The organism is Pseudomonas chlororaphis (genome assembly GCA_001023535.1).
GTDB classification, from domain to species: Bacteria; Pseudomonadota; Gammaproteobacteria; order Pseudomonadales; family Pseudomonadaceae; genus Aquipseudomonas; species Aquipseudomonas chlororaphis_E.
In genome coordinates, this window is the sequence record CP011020.1 from 4,161,276 (window position 1) to 4,178,818 (window position 17,543).

The following is a 17,543-nucleotide window of genomic DNA, read 5'->3' on the forward strand; positions in this document are numbered from 1 at the left end:
TGGGTTGAATCCCGGAGCGGGACAGATGAGCAGACTTAGCAGGCCGCATGCCAAGTGCAATGCATTGAAAATCAACCATAATTTTTTGGCCAGGGTCAATCTGACCCTGGCGGTACGGGGTCAATCGGACCCTGGAGGGTAATCACTACCATGCTGCGTGAAAGCCTGGCCGCCGACCTGATCGTCGAGCTGCCCAATGCCGTGCGGTTGCAGCGTCTGGTGCAGACCCTGCGCGAATACTTCAATTGCGGTGCCGTGGGCCTGCTGCGCCTGGACGATGACAGCCTGCGGCCCGTGGCGACCGTGGGCCTGGTCCATGAAGCGCTGGGCCGGCGCTTCGTCATTGCCCAGCACCCACGCCTGGCGGCGATCATGGCCTCGCGCGAACCGACCTGGTTCGAGCCGGACAGCCGCCTGCCGGACCCCTATGACGGCCTGCTCGACCCCCACGTCGGTGAACCGCTGCCGGTGCATGACTGCATGGGCGTGAGTCTTTACGTGGAAGGCCGGCTGTGGGGCGCGATCACCCTCGATGCACTGCACGCCGGGACCTTCGACAGCCGCGCCCATGAAGAGCTCAAACGCTGCACGTTGCAGATCGAGGCGGCGGTGCGGGTCACCCGCCTGGAGCAGGAGAATCGCAGCCTGCGGGCATCGCGCAGTGACCCGGCGGACCTGCGGCTGCCGGCGGAAGAGGGCGAGATCCTCGGACGCAGCGAAGGCTTGCAGCAATTGCTCAACGAGCTGGATGTCCTGGCCGACTCGGAACTGCCGGTGCTGTTGCTGGGGGAAACCGGCGTGGGCAAGGAGTTGTTCGCCCGGCGCCTGCATCGCCTGTCCCGGCGCGGCCATAAGCCGCTGGTCCAGGTCAACTGCGCGGCGCTGCCGGAGTCCCTGGCCGAAAGCGAGTTGTTCGGGCACGTCAAAGGCGCGTTTTCCGGGGCGACGACCGACCGGGCCGGGCGTTTCGATGCGGCCAATGGCGGCACGCTGTTTCTCGATGAAGTGGGCGAATTGCCGTTGAGCGTGCAGGCCAAGCTGCTGCGCACCTTGCAGAACGGCGAGATCCAGCGACTGGGCGCGGACAAGCCGCTGCACGTCGATGTGCGAATCATCGCCGCCACCAACCGGCACCTGCCCGACAGCATTCGCGACGGGCTGTTTCGTGCCGACCTGTATCACCGGCTCTCGGTCTATCCGGTGCCGATCCCACCCCTGCGCGAGCGTGGGCATGACGTGTTGATGCTGGCCGGGCATTTCCTCGAACTGAACCGCACCCGCCTGGGCTTGCGCGGGTTGCGCTTGTCACCGGCCGCCGAGCAGGCCTTGCTGGCCTACAGCTGGCCGGGCAACGTGCGGGAACTGGAGCACGTGATCAGCCGCGCCGCGTTGAAGCAACTGAGCCATGGCGCCAGTCGAAGCCTGATCATGACCCTGGAGCCCCAAGTGCTCGACCTTGACGTCAACGCCAGTGCCGGCGGTGCGCAGGCCTTGCTCGAACAGCCCCATGAATCCGCCGATACGCCGCTTCCACCGTTGGGCGAGGCCGTCGATGCCTGCCAGCGCCAGGCGATTCTCAAGGCCCTGGACCGTTGCGGCCAGAACTGGGCCGGCGCAGCGCGGCTGCTGGAGGTCGACCCGAGCAACCTGCATAAGCTGGCGCGGCGGCTGGGGCTCAAGTAGGGCTTGGCGAGCAGGGTTTTGTGAGCGCCGGTCCAATGTGGGAGCGAGCTTGCTCGCGAAGTGGCCATCCTGAGCAGCACGAGAACCGGCATTGACAATAATCAAGGCCCGCCCATGCAGGGGACTCCACACTGGCCCAAACCACAGTGGAGATCCCCCATGCCCCTTTCCCTGGCAAACATGCGCCGCCAGTACACCCGCGATGGCCTCGACGAGGCCCGGGCCCCGGACGATCCGCTGGTGCTGTTCGGCCTGTGGATGCAACAGGCCCGCGACACTGAACGTGCGCCGGTGGAGGCCAACAGCATGGTCCTGGCGACCGTGGACGCACAGGGTCGGCCCCATTGCCGGGTGCTGTTGCTCAAGGGCTTCGACGAAACGGGCTTCACCTTCTTCGGCCACTACGACAGCGCCAAGGGTCGCGATCTGGCGCTCAATCCCTGGGCCGCCATGACGTTCTTCTGGCCGGGCCTGGAGCGCCAGGTGCGTATCGAAGGGCCGGTCCAGCGGCTCGATCCGGCGGTGTCGGATGCCTATTTCCAGTCTCGGCCGTTGGCCAGCCGGCTCGGCGCGTGGGCGTCGCCGCAGAGCCGGGCGCTGGCCAATCGCGCCGACCTCGACGCCCGGCTGGCGGACACCCAACGGCGTTTCGCCGAACAACCGGTGCCGCGCCCCGAACAGTGGGGCGGCTACTGCTTGCGCCCCGAGCGGCTGGAGTTCTGGCAGGGGCGCGCCGATCGCCTGCATGATCGCCTCGACTACCGCTGCCAAGAGGACGGGTGGCAGCGCAGCCGCCTGGCCCCTTGACCGCCGAGGGAGGTACCTCCAAGGAGGAATAGGCCCGGTCACGATTGCGGTTCAGGCTGGGCCATCTTTTTCTGACAGGACGGCTCGCCATGGCCCATCTGACTCAACGCCAATTTCAACCGTTGAACATCGCGGTACTCACCATCAGCGATACCCGCAGTTTCGAGACCGACACCTCTGGCCAGACCCTGGCTGATCTGCTGCAAACCGCCGGGCATGTGCTCATCGACCGCGGGTTGGTGAAGGATGATATCTACCAGATCCGCGCCAAGGTCTCGCAGTGGATCGCCGACCCCAGCGTGCAAGTGGTGCTGATGACCGGCGGCACCGGCTTCACCGCGCGCGACAACACGCCTCAAGCCGTCGCGCCATTGCTGGACAAGCACGTCGACGGCTTCGGTGAGTTGTTCCGCCAGGTCTCGCTGGCGGAGATCGGCATGTCTAGCCTGCAATCGCGCGCGCTGGCGGGCATGAGCAACGGCGTGCTGGTGTGCTGCCTGCCGGGTTCGCCAGGCGCCTGCCGTACCGGTTGGGAGCAGATCCTGGCCGGGCAACTGGACAGCCGCACCGGGCCGTGCAATTTCACTGTGCACCTCAAGCCGCAGGACGGCGTCGCTCCGGTGGCGTGCGAGACGCGCTCGTGAGCGCCCTGATGCACGCGCCCCTCTGCGGCTCGGTGTGTGACAGCGGAGCGCTGGTGCCGGTAGACGAGGCCATTCGGCACCTGCTCGACCAGGCGCCGCCGCCCCCGCCCGTGCAGCGGATCGCCCTGGACCTGGCCCTGGCCCGCGTGCTGGCCAGCGACGTGCTTTGCCCGATGAACCTGCCGGCCTGGGACAACAGCGCCATGGACGGTTATGCCGTGCGCGCCGCCGATGTGCCGGCCGCTGGCGGCGCCCTGGCGTTGAGCGGGCGCATTGCCGCCGGTGATGGGCCGGGCGAGCCGCTGCAAACGGGTCAGGCCGTGCGGATCTTCACCGGGGCGCCGCTGCCACCCGGCGCCGACACGGTGGTGCCGCAGGAAAGCTGTCGGGTCGAAGGCGGGCGGGTCTGGCTGCCGGCGGTCAATCGCGGTGATCACGTACGCAAGGAAGGCGAGGAACGTCGGCAGGGGGACTGCCTGCTCAAGGCCGGTATGCGCCTGCGGGCCCAGGAGTTGGGCCTGCTGGCCGGTGCCGGGGTCGCCAAGGTCGAGGTGTTTCGTCCGCTGCAGGTGGGTTTGCTCAGCAGCGGCGATGAGCTGCGCGAGCCGGGCGAGACGCTGGCGCCGGGGCAGATCTACAACAGCAATAGGCACACGCTGGCCGCGTTGTTGCGCGGCTGGGGGTTCGAGGTGCATGACTTCGGTGTCATGCCCGATCAACTCCAGGCCAGCCGGCAGGCGTTGCGCCTGGCCGCCGCCGAGTGCGACGTGTTGCTGACCTCCGGCGGTGTGTCGGTGGGCGAGGAAGACCACCTCAAACAGGCCATCGCGGCCCTGGGCAATATCGACCTCTGGCGCCTGGCAATCCAGCCGGGCAAGCCGCTGGCCTTCGGCGATGTGGAGGGCAAACCCTGGATCGGCCTGCCGGGCAATCCGTCGGCGGCGTTGATCACCGCGTTGATTGTCGTGCGCCCGTTCCTGTTCCGCGCTCAGGGCGTCGGCGATGTGCAGCCGGTGCCGTTGCGGGTGCCGGCGGGGTTTGACTGGCTCAAGCGCAATCGGCGCCGGCAATACCTGCGTGCCCGCTTGATGACGGATGTCACAGGCCACCTGTGCGTGGAACTGCACCCCCAACAAAGCTCGGCGATGCTGACGGCCGCCTGCTGGGCCGACGGCCTGGCAGTGGTGGAGTGCGAAGCCCAGGTCCACAAACATGAACCGGTGATGTACCTGCCGTTCGCCGGATTGATGCATTGACGGCAATTGATTGCCGTCAAGGTGGCCGGCCGCGGGCTGGCTAGACTGGCGGCCATCTTGGTTCGCTCACGAGGATGCCCCATGCAACTGGTTTGCCCGGCAGGGAATCTGCCTGCGCTCAAAGCGGCGGTGCGCCAAGGCGCCGATGCCGTCTATGTCGGTTTTCGCGATGACACCAACGCCCGGCATTTCGCCGGGCTGAACATGGACGACAAGCAGTTCGACGCCGCTGTCGCCCACATCCGCCAGCATCAGCGCAAGCTCTATGTGGCGGTCAACACCTACCCGCAACCCAAGGGTTGGGAACGTTGGCAGCGCGCCGTGGATCGCGCCGCCGACTTCGGCGTGGACGCGCTGATCGCCGCCGATCCGGGTGTGCTCGGCTACGCGCGCCAGCGTCATCCACACCTGGCGCTGCACCTGTCCGTGCAGGGTTCGGCCACCCATGCCGCGGCGTTGGCGTTCTACGCCGAGCGCTATGACATCCGCCGCGCCGTGCTGCCTCGGGTGCTCTCCCTGGCCCAGGTGCGCCAGGTGGCGGCTGCCAGCCCGGTGCCAATCGAAGTCTTCGGTTTCGGCAGCTTGTGCATCATGGCCGAAGGTCGCTGCCACCTGTCTTCCTACATCACCGGCGAGTCGCCGAACCTGTGTGGCGTCTGCTCGCCCGCCAAGGCGGTGCGTTGGAGCGAAGACGCCCAAGGCCTCAGCGCACGCCTGAGCGAGGTGCTGATCGACCGCTACACCCCCGAGGAGCCGGCCGGCTACCCGACCCTGTGCAAGGGCCGTTTCCTGGTGGGCGGCAAGCGTTTCCATGCGCTGGAGGAACCCACCAGCCTCGACACCCTGGACCTGCTGCCGGAACTCACCGCCATCGGCGTCGAGGCGGTGAAAATCGAAGGGCGCCAGCGCAGCCCGGCCTACGTCGAGCAGGTGACCCGGGTCTGGCGCGCCGCGCTGGATGCCCACCGCGCCGCGCCGCAACGGTTCCGGGTCCAAGAAGAATGGCGCCAGGTCCTGGCCGGGCTGTCCGAAGGCAGCCAGACCACCCTGGGCGCCTACCATCGATCATGGCAATGAGGAAGGAACCCATGAAACTCAGCCTCGGACCGGTCCTGTTTTACTGGGACAAAACCCAACTGGGAAATTTCTATGCCCAAATGTCGGCATTGCCGCTGGACGTGATCTACCTGGGGGAAACCGTGTGCTCGAAGCGCCGGGCATTCTCCCTGGATCAATGGCTCGGCCTGGGCCGCGAGCTGCAAGCGTGCAGCCAGGCGCAGATCGTGTTGTCGAGCCTGACGCTGATCGAGGCCGCCTCGGAACTGTCCTCGTTGCGGCGGCTGTGCGACAACGGCCAATTGCTGGTGGAAGCCAACGACATGGGCGCGGTGCAGTTCCTGGCCGAGCGCAAACTGCCCTTCGTGGGCGGGCCGGCACTGAACCTGTACAACGGCCATTCTCTGGCCCAACTGCTCGACAGCGGTATGGTCCGCTGGGTGCCGCCGGTGGAGTGTTCGGCGGCGCTGATCAGCGACGTGCTGGAGCAAGTGCGGGAAATGGATCGCGCAGTGCCCGAAGTGGAGATCTTCGCCTACGGTCATCTACCGCTGGCGTATTCGGCGCGCTGCTTCACCGCGCGGGCCGAAAACCGGCCCAAGGACGACTGTCAGTTCTGTTGTATCAACTACCCCGACGGCCTGGCGTTGAGCAGCCAGGAGGGCCAGCCGTTGTTCACCCTCAACGGCATCCAGACGATGTCGGGCGAGGTCAGCAATCTGCTGGCCGACTACAACGCCCTGGTGGCCTGCGGGGCCCAGGTACTGCGCTTGAGCCCGCGGGCCCAGGGCATGGACGAGGTGGTCAATGCGTTCGATCGGGTTCGCCGCGGCGAGGCGCCACCGGTGTTCGTGGAAGGCTGCAACGGCTATTGGCACGGCCATGCCGGCATGTTGAAAGTAGAGGAGGCGGGCCTGTGCTGAGTCCAAAGCGATGGTTGCTCAAGGGCGCCGACCGGGTGCTGCCCCTGGTGGGCAAGGTGCCGTTCGTGGTCCAGCGCCTGGCCTTGCAGCAGGCACTGAACCGCTGCCTGGCCGAACCGCTGCGCGATGGCGGCTTCGACCTGTTGCGCGGTCGCTGGTTGTGCCTGCGGGTGCCGGACCTGAAGTTGTGCTGGTACCTGACCCTGGCGCGGGACGGCTTGCGCATTGCCGAGCGGGCTGAAGCCCAGGTCACCATTCGTGGCAACTGGCGCGAGTTCCTGCTGTTGGCCAGCCGCCAGGAAGACCCGGACACCTTGTTCTTCCGGCGGCGACTGGTGATCGAGGGGGACACGGAACTGGGGTTGGCCCTGAAGAACCTGATCGACAGCCTTGACCCCGAGGTCTTGCCGCCGTGGTTGTGGCGCAACCTGGAACGGGCGGGCAAGGGGCTGGCGACCGTGTGATGAAGACGCCGAACGCATTGCCCCTGGTGTATTCCTGCTCCGGTTGCTCCAACGTCGCGCAATTGGCCAACAACGTCGCCTTGCGCCTGGACCGTGCCGGCCTGGCCGAGATGTCCTGCATCGTCGGGGTCGGCGGGCATGTGGCGCCGCTGGTCAACAAGGCCCGCTCGGGGCGGCGGATCATTGCGCTGGATGGGTGTCCTTTGCAATGCGTCCAGGCGTGTTTACAGCAGCATGACCTGCGAGCGGATGTGCATGTGATTTTGAGTCAGTTGGGCTGGCGCAAGCGCTTCGGGGTCGATTGCACGCAAGAGGAGGGGGAGGCGTTGTTCGAGCGGTTGATAGCGTTGATGGGGGTTGATCGAAGTCCCTGAGCTAAACCTCAATCCCGTGGCGAGGGAGCTTGCTCCCGCTGGGGGGGCGAAGCACCCCCCAGGTTTGCCACAGCGGTGCGTCAGATTGATTGCGTCCGGCCTTCTTGGGGCTGCTGCGCAGCCCAGCGGGAGCAAGCTCCCTCGCCACGGTGCACTTGCCTGGGCTATTGCTGGTAAGCCTCCAGCGCTTCCTCAGCCAGGATGCGGATGTTGCGCCGCTCCATGGCGATCAGGCCGCCGTCCACCAATCGATGAAGAATGCGTGAGAACGTTTCCGGCTGGATCCCCAGCTTGGACGCCACCAGGCGCTTGGACACCTGGAGCACCACCTGGCCGTCCCGTGGGTCGCGTTCCTGCAACAGAAAGTTGATGACCCGCCGGCTGGCGCTGGCCAGGGTCAGGTTGTCGATGTCCTTGAGGCGCTGGTGCAGGTGGATGCTCATGCTCGCCAGGATCGCCAGGCAGACCTTGGGCTGGTCTTCCAGGGCCTTGCGGTAATGAGTGCCTTCGATGCTCACCAGCACGCTGTCCTTGATCGCCGACGCGCTCACCGGGTAGCAGCGGGCCTGGCTGAACAACAGGGCTTCGGCGAAGGTCTGCCCTGGCTGGATGATTTCCACCAGGTTTTCCTGGCCTTCACCCGTGACCCGAAACAGCTTGACCTGGCCGCTGACCAACAGGAAAAACCGCTTGGCCGGGTCGCCCTGGTGCATGAGCGTGCCGTTGCATTCCAGGCGCTTGAGGACAGCGAGGTTGCAGACGTCTTCGAAGACCCGCTCCGGCAATTGGCTGAACAGGTGATGACGGCGCAACAGTAGAACGATGGAAGGGTGAGTCAGCATGGCATACCTCCGGGTACGAACATGGTAGGGCGCCAGGCACCGCCGGCCTATGCCTCGGCAGGCCTACCTCGGAAGAGGGATGGAGACCGTCAGGTCAGTTCTGCACAACACCTTGTGGCGAGGGAGCTTGCTCCCGCTGACGGTGGGTCAGCTTGCATCTGTGCTGAATGTGCCGCCGTCTTCGCGGGCAAGCCCGCTCCCACAGGAGGAATGTGTTGGCCATCTAACCGGCCCCGCGCAGATGCTCCATCGCCCACACCGCGGCTTCGACCCGCGAGCGCAGGCCGAGCTTGTGCAGCAGGTTCTTCACGTGGACCTTGACCGTGCCCTCGGTGATGCCCAGCTTGTGGCCGATCACCTTGTTGCTGTAGCCGGCCGCGATGGTCTTGAGGACCTGGCGTTCGCGGTCGGTCAGTTCCACCTCGGCCTGGCGCGGTGGGGAACGCAGGGCCTGGGCCATGACCCGGGTCAGGCCGGGGCTGATGACCAGTGCGCCGGCGAGGGCATCGCGGATGTACTGGATCAGCAGCTCGGGCTCCATGTCCTTGAGCAGGTAGCCGTTGGCGTCCAGGCGCAGGGCGTCGCGGATGTCGTCCTCGGCGTCGGAGACGGTGAACAGCAGCACCTTGCCGCTGTAGTGCATGGCCCGCAGCCGCCGCAGGGTCTCGATGCCGTTCATCTGCGGCATGTTGTTGTCCAGCAGCACCAGGTCGGGCTTGAGGGGGTCGATCAGTGTCAGCGCTTCCTCGCCGTGGCTGGCTTCGCCGACGATCTGTAGATCGTCTTCGAGCTCGAGCATCTGGCGGATCCCGCGACGCATCATCGGATGATCGTCGACCAAAAGGAGGGTATGGCGCAGAGGGGCGTTCATGTGGCGATGCCTTCGGTGGGTTGACCCAGGAATTCCGGCTGGAAATGCACCTGGATGCAGGTGCCCTGGGGTGTACGGGAGAAAATCCGGAGTTGGCCACGCAGGCTGCGGGCGCGTTCGTTCATGATGTTCAGGCCATGGTGCTCGCGCTGATCCACCTCGCCACTGAACCCCCGGCCATCGTCTTCGATGGACAACCGGACGGTCTCGCCTTCCTGGCGCAGTTCGAGCCAGGCGTTCTCGGCGTGGGCGTGGCGCAGGCAGTTCGACAAGGCTTCGCGGGTGATCTGCAGGATGTGGATCTGCTCGCTGGCCGACAGCTCGAAGGCCAGGGGGTCGATGCGCAGGTGCACCTGGAAGTCCCCGCGGTGGGAGAACTCCTCGGCGGTGTCCTTGAGCTCTTCCACCAGGCCGTCGTCGTGAATCTGCAGGCGGAAGGTGGTCAGCAACTCGCGCAATTGGCGATAGGCGTTGTTGAGGCCCTCGCGCAGCTCGGCGGTGACGGTTTCCAGGGTCTGCACCGGTTCGCCCCGACGCAACAGGGTCTGCATGCGGCTGACTTGCAGCTTCATGTACGAGAGGGCCTGGGCGAGGGAGTCGTGCAGTTCGCGAGCGATGATGGTGCGCTCGTCCAGCAGCAGCAGGCGATGGTCCTGTTCGCGCTGGCGCTTGAGCGACAGGGTGGTGCCGATCAGGTTCGCCAGGGCCTGGATCAGGGCACTCTCCCAGGGTTGCGCCGCGTGGCCGTCGACGAAATGGGCCTTGAGTTCGCCCAGGTCGTTGCCCTGGTTGCTGATGCTGAAGGTCAGCGGCCGCCCGCTCTGGTGTTGTTCGCACGTGGCGCAGTCACTGCTGGCACAGACCTGGCGACCGTTGGCGCCGTGCAGGGCCAGCAACTGGCGGGCCGGTGCCTGCAATTGCCCTTGCAGGCACAGCGACAGACGCAGCCCCGGCAGCCGTTGCTGGAAGCGCCGGATCAACTCATCGAGCCCTTCGGCGTTGGCCTGCCGCGTGGCGAGGCTGCGGCTGCTCTGGTACAGCAGCTCCAGGGCGGCGTTGGCCTGTTGCAGGTTGAGGGTCTTCTGTTGGACCTGGTTTTCCAGGGTGCGGTGCGATTGCTCGATGGTCTCGGCCATGGTGTTGAAACTGGTCGCCAACTGGCCCAGCTCATCCTCGGACTGATGGTTGACCCGCACCTGGAACTCGCCCCGGCGAAACCGCTGGGTGGCGTCCACCAGTTCCTGCAACGGCGTGACCACGCCGTACTGCAACTCATACAGGCCGATCAACAGGATGATCATGGTGCTGAACAGCGCCACGCCCTGGATCGTCTGCTGCCAACCCTGCTTGTGTTCGCTCTGGCGTTGCAGCAGCGTGACGAACTGGTCCAGTTGTTCGACGAAGGAGCTGGCGCTGGCCTGGAAGAATGCCGCGTCGCCGCGCTCGATGGCGGGGCGCAGGGTCTGGTTCCAGCGTTGTTGCAGGTCGCGATAACTGCGATGCAGGGACGTGGCTGGTCCGTCTTCCAGCACGACGCGCAGGGCAGGGCTGTCCAGGCGCTGTTGCAGGCTGTCGACGATGGCCGGAATGTCCTCGCTGGCACCGGCCGCCAGCTTCCAGCTCAGGTGGTAGGTCTCCATGCGCACGGAGCCGGCGGTGTTGATGGCGGCAGCATCGCCCTGGCTGAACCAGGCGATCAACCCGGCGCTCAGGGAACTGGCCAGGGCGAGGACAGCGATCAGGATCACGGCGAGCCCGGCGCGAGCGGGCAGGGAACTGCGCAGCCAGCGCATCATGACCGCTGGCCTTGCAGGAAAAACTGAAACCCGGACATGGGAAGGCGCCTGGACCTTGGGGTATGGCAGCCGATCCTGGGTGCACTACCTCTAAAGAGTTGTCGGCCGCTGCGCTTCCATAAAAATCCCGGCCAATCTGTTCAAGATATTGATAAACAAAGGGTTCCAGCAATATCCAGGTCTACCTCCTTGGAGGTAGACCGGCCAAGGATAGGCCAGTACCCCCAGGAAGCTCTTTGATCCACGTCAAGTTTTTACCGGGTTCGCATCACTAGGCTGCGCTCAACGAAATGACGGGAGTGCATCGCGATGCGAGCGCAAGTGCAACAAGGGCTGGTACTAGGGATGAGTACCTTGGCCTTCACCGTGTGCTTCATGGTCTGGATGATGTTTGCCGTGCTGGGCGTTCCGATCAAGGAAATGCTCACCCTCAACGAGACCCAATTCGGCCTGCTGGCCGCCACGCCGGTGCTGACCGGTTCCCTGGTGCGGTTGCCCTTGGGGCTGCTGACCGACCGTTTCGGCGGACGCATCGTGTTCTTCTTGTTGATGCTGTCCTGCGTGCTGCCGCTGTACCTGATCACCCTGGCGACCCAGTTCTGGCAATTCCTGGTACTGGGCCTGTTCGTCGGCCTGGCCGGCGGTTCGTTTTCGGTCGGCATCGCCTACGTCGCCAAATGGTTCGACAAACAGAACCAAGGTTTCGCCATGGGCGTGTTCGGTGCCGGCAACGCCGGGTCCGCGCTCACCAAGTTCCTGGCCCCGGCGCTGATCGCCCTGGGCACCTGGCACCTGGTGCCCAAGGTGTTCAGCGCCATCCTGTTCATCACCGCGCTGCTGTTCTGGTTCCTCACCGCCGAGAAAAAGGAGCACCGCAGCGTCAGTAGCACAAGCCTGCGCGAGCAACTCAAGGCATTGAAAGAGCCCGCCGTGTGGCGCTACTGCCAGTACTACTCGATCGTGTTCGGCGGCTACGTGGCCCTGGCCCTGTGGATGACCAAGTACTACGTGCAGGAGTACGGCTTCAGCCTGCAAAGCGCGGCACTGCTGGCGGCCTGCTTCTCCCTGCCCGGCGGCGTGCTGCGGGCCGTCGGCGGCTGGATGTCGGACCGCTGGGGCGCCCAGAGCGTGACCTGGTGGGTGCTGTGGGTCAGCTGGATCTGCCTGTTCCTGCTGTCGTACCCGCAGACACAACTGCAAGTACAGACCGTCAACGGCATCGTCGATTTCCACATCGGCCTCAACGCCACGCTGTTCACCGTGCTGCTGTTCGTGATGGGCATCGCCTTCGCGTTCGGCAAGGCCTCGGTCTTCAAGTACATCGCCAACGACTACCCGACCAACATGGGCGCGGTGTCCGGCATCGTCGGCCTGGCCGGCGGCCTGGGCGGGTTCGTGCTGCCGATCCTGTTTGGTGCCCTGGTGGACCTCACCGGCGTGCGCTCGTCCTGCTTCATGTTGCTGTACGGCGTGGTCTGGGTCTCGCTGATCTGGATGTACGTCTGCGAAATCCGCAAGCGCCCGCTGCTGGGCAAGTCGCCCGCCGCCAGCCAACCCCCGTTTTCCAGCATTGCCCAAGGAGAAGAACATGTCCGTTCTGCAAACGCCTGACAAAGGCCCGGTCATTCATGACTGGCGCCCGGAAGACCCTGCATTCTGGGGGCGCAGCGGCAAACAGACCGCTCGGCGCAACCTGTGGATCTCGATCCCGGCGCTGTTGCTCGCCTTCGCGGTGTGGATGGTCTGGAGCACGGTGATCGTGCGCCTGAACGCCATCGGCTTCAGCTTCAGCACCGACCAGCTGTTCTGGCTGGCCGCCTTGCCAGGGCTGTCGGGGGCAACCTTGCGGGTGTTCTACTCGTTCATGGTGCCGATCTTCGGCGGTCGCCGCTGGACCGCGCTGAGCACGGCCTCGCTGCTGGTGCCCGCGCTGTGGATGGGCTTCGCCGTGCAGGATCCGAGCACACCCTACAACGTGTTTGTGCTGATCGCCTTGCTCTGCGGTTTCGGCGGCGGCAACTTCGCCTCGAGCATGTCCAATATCAGCTTCTTCTACCCCAAGTCCCAGCAGGGCACTGCCCTGGGCCTGAACGCCGGGCTGGGCAACCTGGGTGTGTCGGTGATGCAGTTCAGCGTGCCGCTGGTGATTTCCTTCGGCGTGTTCGGCTTCCTCGGCGGCCAGCCGCAGGTGCTGGCCGATGGCAGCTCGCTGTGGTTGCAGAACGCCGGTTTCATCTGGGTGCCGTTCATCCTCGCCGTGACCGTGATCGCCTGGTTCGGCATGAACGACCTGTCCAGCGCCCGTGCCTCGTTCAGCGAGCAGGCGGTGATCTTCAAGCGCAAGCACAACTGGCTGATGTGCTGGCTGTACCTGGCCACCTTCGGTTCGTTCATCGGTTTCTCCGCCGCGTTCCCACTGCTGATCAAAACCTCGTTCCCGGACGTCATCGCCCTGAAGTTCGCTTTCCTGGGCCCACTGGTGGGCGCGCTGGTGCGGCCGCTGGGTGGCTGGCTGGCCGACAAACTCGGGGGCGCGAAGGTGACCCTGTGGAACTTCGTGCTGATGATCGTGATGGTGTTCGGCGTCATGCACTTCCTGCCACAAGGCGGCCAGGGCGGCAGCTTCTACGGCTTCCTGGGGATGTTCATGCTGCTGTTCATCACCACCGGCGTGGGCAACGGCTCCACCTTCCGCATGATCCCGGTGATCTTCCGCACCCTGCACGAAAAGGCCGCCCTGGGCAAAAAGCCCGAGCTGCGTGAGCAGGCGCTCAAGGACGCTGGCAAGGAGTCGGCAGCGGTGCTCGGTTTCAGCTCGGCCATGGGCGCCTTCGGTGCGTTCTTCATTCCCAAGTCCTTCGGCACTTCGATGGCCCTGACCGGCGGCCCGGAGATGGCCTTCTACATGTTCGTCGGCTTCTACCTGAGCTGCATCGTGGTGACCTGGTGGTGGTACGCGCGCAAGGGTGCCGCGACCCCCTGCTAAGACGAATTCAACTGTTGCGTGGGCGGGGCGCAGACCCCGCGGAGCAAGCCTGAGAGGAAAGACACTGTGAGTCATTTACTGGATCAACTGCGGTTCTTCAACCGCAAGCAAGGCGAGTTTTCCGAGGGGCACGGCGAGACCCGCAAGGAGTCTCGGGACTGGGAGAACGTCTACCGTTCCCGCTGGCAGTACGACAAGATCGTGCGTTCTACCCACGGGGTGAACTGCACCGGCTCGTGCTCGTGGAAAATCTACGTCAAGAACGGCCTGATTACCTGGGAAACCCAGCAGACCGACTACCCGCGCACCCGCAACGACCTGCCCAACCATGAGCCGCGCGGCTGCCCGCGTGGGGCGAGCTACAGCTGGTATATCTACAGCGCCAACCGCCTCAAGTACCCGAAGATCCGCAAGCCGTTGCTCAAGCTGTGGCGCCAGGCCCGGCAGACCCTGCCGCCGGTGGAAGCCTGGGCCAGCATCGTCGAGAACAAGGCCAAGGCCGACTCCTACAAGAGCAAGCGCGGCATGGGGGGCTTCATCCGTTCCAACTGGGAGGAAGTCAACGAGATCATCGCCGCCGCTAACGTCTACACCATCAAGCAACATGGCCCGGACCGGGTCGTGGGCTTCTCGCCGATCCCGGCGATGTCGATGGTCAGCTACGCCGCCGGCTCGCGTTACCTGTCGCTGATCGGTGGCGTGTGCCTGAGCTTCTATGACTGGTACTGCGACTTGCCGCCTGCCTCGCCGATGGTCTGGGGCGAGCAGACCGACGTGCCGGAATCGGCCGACTGGTACAACTCCAACTACATCATTGCCTGGGGCTCCAACGTCCCGCAGACCCGCACCCCCGACGCACACTTCTTTACCGAGGTGCGCTACAAGGGCACCAAGACCGTGGCGATCACCCCGGACTATTCGGAAGTCGCCAAGCTCACCGACCTGTGGCTCAACCCCAAGCAGGGCACCGACGCCGCGCTGGCCCAAGCCTTTAACCATGTGATCTTCAAAGAGTTTCACCTGGACAAGCCGAGCGCCTATTTCACCGACTACGCCAAGCGCTACACCGACTTGCCGGTGCTGGTGATGCTCAAGCCGATGCTCGGCGCCGCTCCGGGATCGGGTTACCAGCCCGATCGCTTCCTGCGCGCCAGCGACCTGACCGACAACCTCGGCCAGGACAACAACCCCGAGTGGAAAACCATCGCCCTGGATGCGGCCGGCGAGCTGGTGTCGCCCCAAGGCGCCATCGGCTATCGCTGGGGCGAGAAGGGCAAGTGGAACATCCTGCCGCGCGAAGGCGGCCAAGGGCGTGAGATCGACCTCAAGTTGAGCCTGATCGGCGGCGACGTCGCCGAAGTGGCGTTCCCGTACTTTGCCGGTGAAACCCAGGAGCACTTCCAGCACGTGGCCGGTGACGCGGTGCAGTTCCGCCGGGTGCCGGTGCACAGCGTGGTGCTGGCCGACGGCAGTGTGGCGAAAGTGGCCACCGTGTTCGACCTGTCGGCGGCCAACCTGGCCATCGACCGTGGCCTGGGCGGCGCCAACGTTGCCAAGGACTACGACGACGCCTCGGTGCCCGGCACCCCGGCCTGGCAGGAGCAGATTACTGGCGTGAGCCGCGAGAAGGCGATCCAGATCGCCCGCGAGTTCGCCGACAACGCCGACAAGACCCGTGGACGCTCGATGATCATCGTCGGGGCGGCGATGAACCACTGGTACCACATGGACATGAACTACCGCGGGCTGATCAACATGCTCATGCTCTGCGGTTGCATCGGCCAGACCGGCGGTGGCTGGGCCCACTACGTTGGCCAGGAAAAACTCCGTCCGCAGTGCGGCTGGCTGCCCCTGGCCTTCGGCCTGGACTGGAACCGTCCTTCGCGGCAGATGAACGGCACCAGCTTCTTCTACGGCCACAGCTCCCAATGGCGCCACGAGAAAATGAGCATGCACGATGTGCTCTCGCCATTGGCCGACAAGTCGCAGTTCCCCGAACACGCCCTGGACTACAACATCCGCGCCGAACGGGCCGGGTGGCTGCCCAGCGCGCCACAACTCAACACCAACCCGCTGCACATCTGCCGCGATGCCGCGGCCGCGGGCCTGGAACCCAAGGACTACGTGGTCAAGTCCTGGCAGGACGGTTCGCTGCGCTTTGCCTGCGAGCAACCCGACAACCCGGTGAACTTCCCGCGCAACATGTTCATCTGGCGCTCCAACCTGCTGGGCTCCTCGGGCAAGGGCCATGAGTACATGCTCAAGTACCTGCTGGGTACCAAGAACGGCGTGATGAACGAAGACATCGGCCAAGTCGGTGACTGCAAGCCGACCGAGGCCGAATGGGTCGACGAAGGCGCCATCGGCAAGCTCGACCTGGTGACCACCCTGGACTTCCGCATGTCCTCGACCTGCGTGTATTCGGACATCGTCTTGCCGACCGCCACCTGGTACGAAAAAGACGACATGAACACCTCCGACATGCACCCGTTCATCCACCCACTGTCGGCGGCCATCGATCCTGCGTGGGAATCGCGTTCGGACTGGGAGATCTACAAGGGCATCGCCAAGGCGTTCTCGGCCATGGCGGTCGGCCACCTGGGCGTGGAAAAAGACCTGGTCACCGTACCGCTGATGCACGACAGCGTCGGCGAACTGGCCCAGCCGTTTGGCGGCACCGACTGGAAAACCGCCGGCGAGGCGCCACAACCGGGCAAGAACGCACCGAACCTGCAAGTGGTGGAGCGCGACTACCCCAACATCTACAAGCAGTTCACTTCCCTGGGCCCGATGCTCGAGAAGCTCGGCAACGGCGGCAAGGGCATCAACTGGAACACCGAGGCCGAGGTGAAATTCCTTGGCGAACTGAACCACCACGAGGTCGAAGCTGGCATCAGCCAGGGCCGGCCAAAAATCGACAGCGCGATTGACGCCGCCGAAGTGATCCTGTCCCTGGCCCCGGAAACCAACGGCCACGTGGCGGTCAAGGCCTGGGCGGCCTTGTCGGAGTTCACCGGCATCGACCACAGCCACCTGGCCGTGCCCAAGGAACACGAGGCCATTCGCTTCCGTGACATCCAGGCCCAGCCGCGCAAGATCATTTCAAGCCCGACCTGGTCCGGCCTGGAAGACGATCACGTCAGCTACAACGCCGGCTACACCAACGTCCATGAGTCGATCCCATGGCGCACCATCACCGGCCGCCAGCAGTTCTACCAGGATCACCCTTGGATGCAGGCGTTCGGCGAGCAACTGATGAGCTACCGGCCACCGGTCAACACCCGCACCATCGACGTGGTCAAGGGCAAGCGCAGCAACGGCGAGACCGAGATCGTCCTGAACTGGATCACCCCGCACCAGAAATGGGGCATCCACAGCACCTACACCGACAACCTGCTGATGCTCACCTTGAGCCGTGGCGGCCCGATCATCTGGCTCTCCGAGATCGACGCCCGGCGCGCCGGCATCGAGGACAACGACTGGGTCGAGTGCTTCAACGCCAACGGCGCGCTGACCGCCCGCGCGGTGGTCAGCCAGCGGGTCAAGGAGGGCATGGTGATGATGTACCACGCCCAGGAACGGATCGTGAACGTGCCCGGCTCGGAAACCACCAAGACCCGCGGCGGCCACCACAACTCGGTGACCCGCGTGGTGCTCAAGCCCACCCACATGATCGGTGGCTACGCCCAGCAGGCCTACGGCTTCAACTATTACGGCACGGTCGGTTGCAACCGCGATGAATTCGTCGTGGTGCGCAAGATGGCCAAGGTCGACTGGCTCGACGGTTCCAGCGGCGATGACCTGCCGCGTCCCCTGCCGACTGAGCTGGATTGAGGAGATT

General features: G+C 65.0%; 14 protein-coding genes. 11 read left to right on the forward strand and 3 right to left on the reverse strand.

Annotated elements, in window-relative coordinates:
• The first annotated feature begins 150 nt into the window (after positions 1-150).
• The 8 genes from VM99_18235 to VM99_18270 all read left to right on the forward strand — a co-directional run bounded on the left by VM99_18235 (position 151) and on the right by VM99_18270 (position 7,207).
• On the forward strand, positions 151-1,683 hold the full coding sequence (locus VM99_18235; GenBank protein ID AKJ99917.1) for a transcriptional regulator: 1,533 nt from the start codon (positions 151-153) through the stop codon (positions 1,681-1,683).
• A 159-nt stretch (positions 1,684-1,842) separates the two neighbouring features.
• On the forward strand, positions 1,843-2,490 hold the full coding sequence (locus VM99_18240; GenBank protein AKJ99918.1) for a pyridoxine 5'-phosphate oxidase: 648 nt from the start codon (positions 1,843-1,845) through the stop codon (positions 2,488-2,490).
• An 89-nt stretch (positions 2,491-2,579) separates the two neighbouring features.
• Positions 2,580-3,134: a molybdopterin biosynthesis protein B gene (locus VM99_18245; GenBank protein AKJ99919.1), complete on the forward strand. Its 555-nt coding sequence runs from the start codon at positions 2,580-2,582 to the stop codon at positions 3,132-3,134.
• A gap of 8 nt (positions 3,135-3,142) precedes the next feature.
• On the forward strand, positions 3,143-4,390 hold the full coding sequence (locus VM99_18250; GenBank protein ID AKK01791.1) for a molybdenum cofactor biosynthesis protein MoaA: 1,248 nt from the start codon (positions 3,143-3,145) through the stop codon (positions 4,388-4,390).
• 81 nt (positions 4,391-4,471) lie between these two features.
• The gene (locus VM99_18255) at positions 4,472-5,467 is read left to right on the forward strand and encodes a protease (protein AKJ99920.1); all 996 of its coding nucleotides are present in this window, start codon (positions 4,472-4,474) and stop codon (positions 5,465-5,467) included.
• 11 nt (positions 5,468-5,478) lie between these two features.
• Positions 5,479-6,369 (forward strand): protease, encoded by an 891-nt coding sequence (locus tag VM99_18260; protein AKJ99921.1) that lies wholly within the window; start codon positions 5,479-5,481, stop codon positions 6,367-6,369.
• The gene (locus VM99_18265) at positions 6,363-6,833 is read left to right on the forward strand and encodes a lipid carrier protein (protein AKJ99922.1); all 471 of its coding nucleotides are present in this window, start codon (positions 6,363-6,365) and stop codon (positions 6,831-6,833) included. The genes VM99_18260 and VM99_18265 overlap by 7 nt, the downstream gene beginning before the upstream one ends.
• Complete coding sequence (locus VM99_18270) at positions 6,833-7,207, forward strand: zinc-binding protein (protein ID AKJ99923.1); 375 nt, start codon at positions 6,833-6,835, stop codon at positions 7,205-7,207. Before VM99_18265 ends, VM99_18270 begins: the two co-directional genes overlap by 1 nt.
• A gap of 164 nt (positions 7,208-7,371) precedes the next feature.
• Here VM99_18270 and VM99_18275 read toward each other — a convergent pair whose 3' ends face one another.
• The 3 genes from VM99_18275 to VM99_18285 all read right to left on the reverse strand — a co-directional run bounded on the left by VM99_18275 (position 7,372) and on the right by VM99_18285 (position 10,716).
• The gene (locus VM99_18275; GenBank protein ID AKJ99924.1) at positions 7,372-8,049 is read right to left on the reverse strand and encodes a DnrE protein; all 678 of its coding nucleotides are present in this window, start codon (positions 8,047-8,049) and stop codon (positions 7,372-7,374) included.
• Between the two features lie 223 nt (positions 8,050-8,272).
• Positions 8,273-8,920 carry a hypothetical protein gene (locus VM99_18280; GenBank protein AKJ99925.1) on the reverse strand — a complete coding sequence of 216 codons (648 nt, stop codon included), beginning with the start codon at positions 8,918-8,920 and terminating at the stop codon, positions 8,273-8,275.
• Positions 8,917-10,716 carry a histidine kinase gene (locus VM99_18285; protein AKJ99926.1) on the reverse strand — a complete coding sequence of 600 codons (1,800 nt, stop codon included), beginning with the start codon at positions 10,714-10,716 and terminating at the stop codon, positions 8,917-8,919. The genes VM99_18280 and VM99_18285 overlap by 4 nt, the downstream gene beginning before the upstream one ends.
• A gap of 309 nt (positions 10,717-11,025) precedes the next feature.
• Here VM99_18285 and VM99_18290 point away from each other — a divergent pair, with 309 nt between their 5' ends.
• From VM99_18290 to narZ, 3 genes are all read left to right on the forward strand, one after another.
• Positions 11,026-12,327, forward strand: a complete 1,302-nt coding sequence (locus VM99_18290) for a major facilitator transporter (protein ID AKJ99927.1) — start codon at positions 11,026-11,028, stop codon at positions 12,325-12,327.
• Positions 12,305-13,702 carry a nitrate/nitrite transporter NarK gene (locus tag VM99_18295; protein ID AKJ99928.1) on the forward strand — a complete coding sequence of 466 codons (1,398 nt, stop codon included), beginning with the start codon at positions 12,305-12,307 and terminating at the stop codon, positions 13,700-13,702. The genes VM99_18290 and VM99_18295 overlap by 23 nt, the downstream gene beginning before the upstream one ends.
• A 66-nt stretch (positions 13,703-13,768) precedes the next feature.
• Positions 13,769-17,536, forward strand: coding sequence for a nitrate reductase (gene narZ / locus VM99_18300; GenBank protein ID AKJ99929.1), 3,768 nt, complete (start codon positions 13,769-13,771; stop codon positions 17,534-17,536).
• The last annotated feature ends 7 nt before the right edge of the window (positions 17,537-17,543 follow it).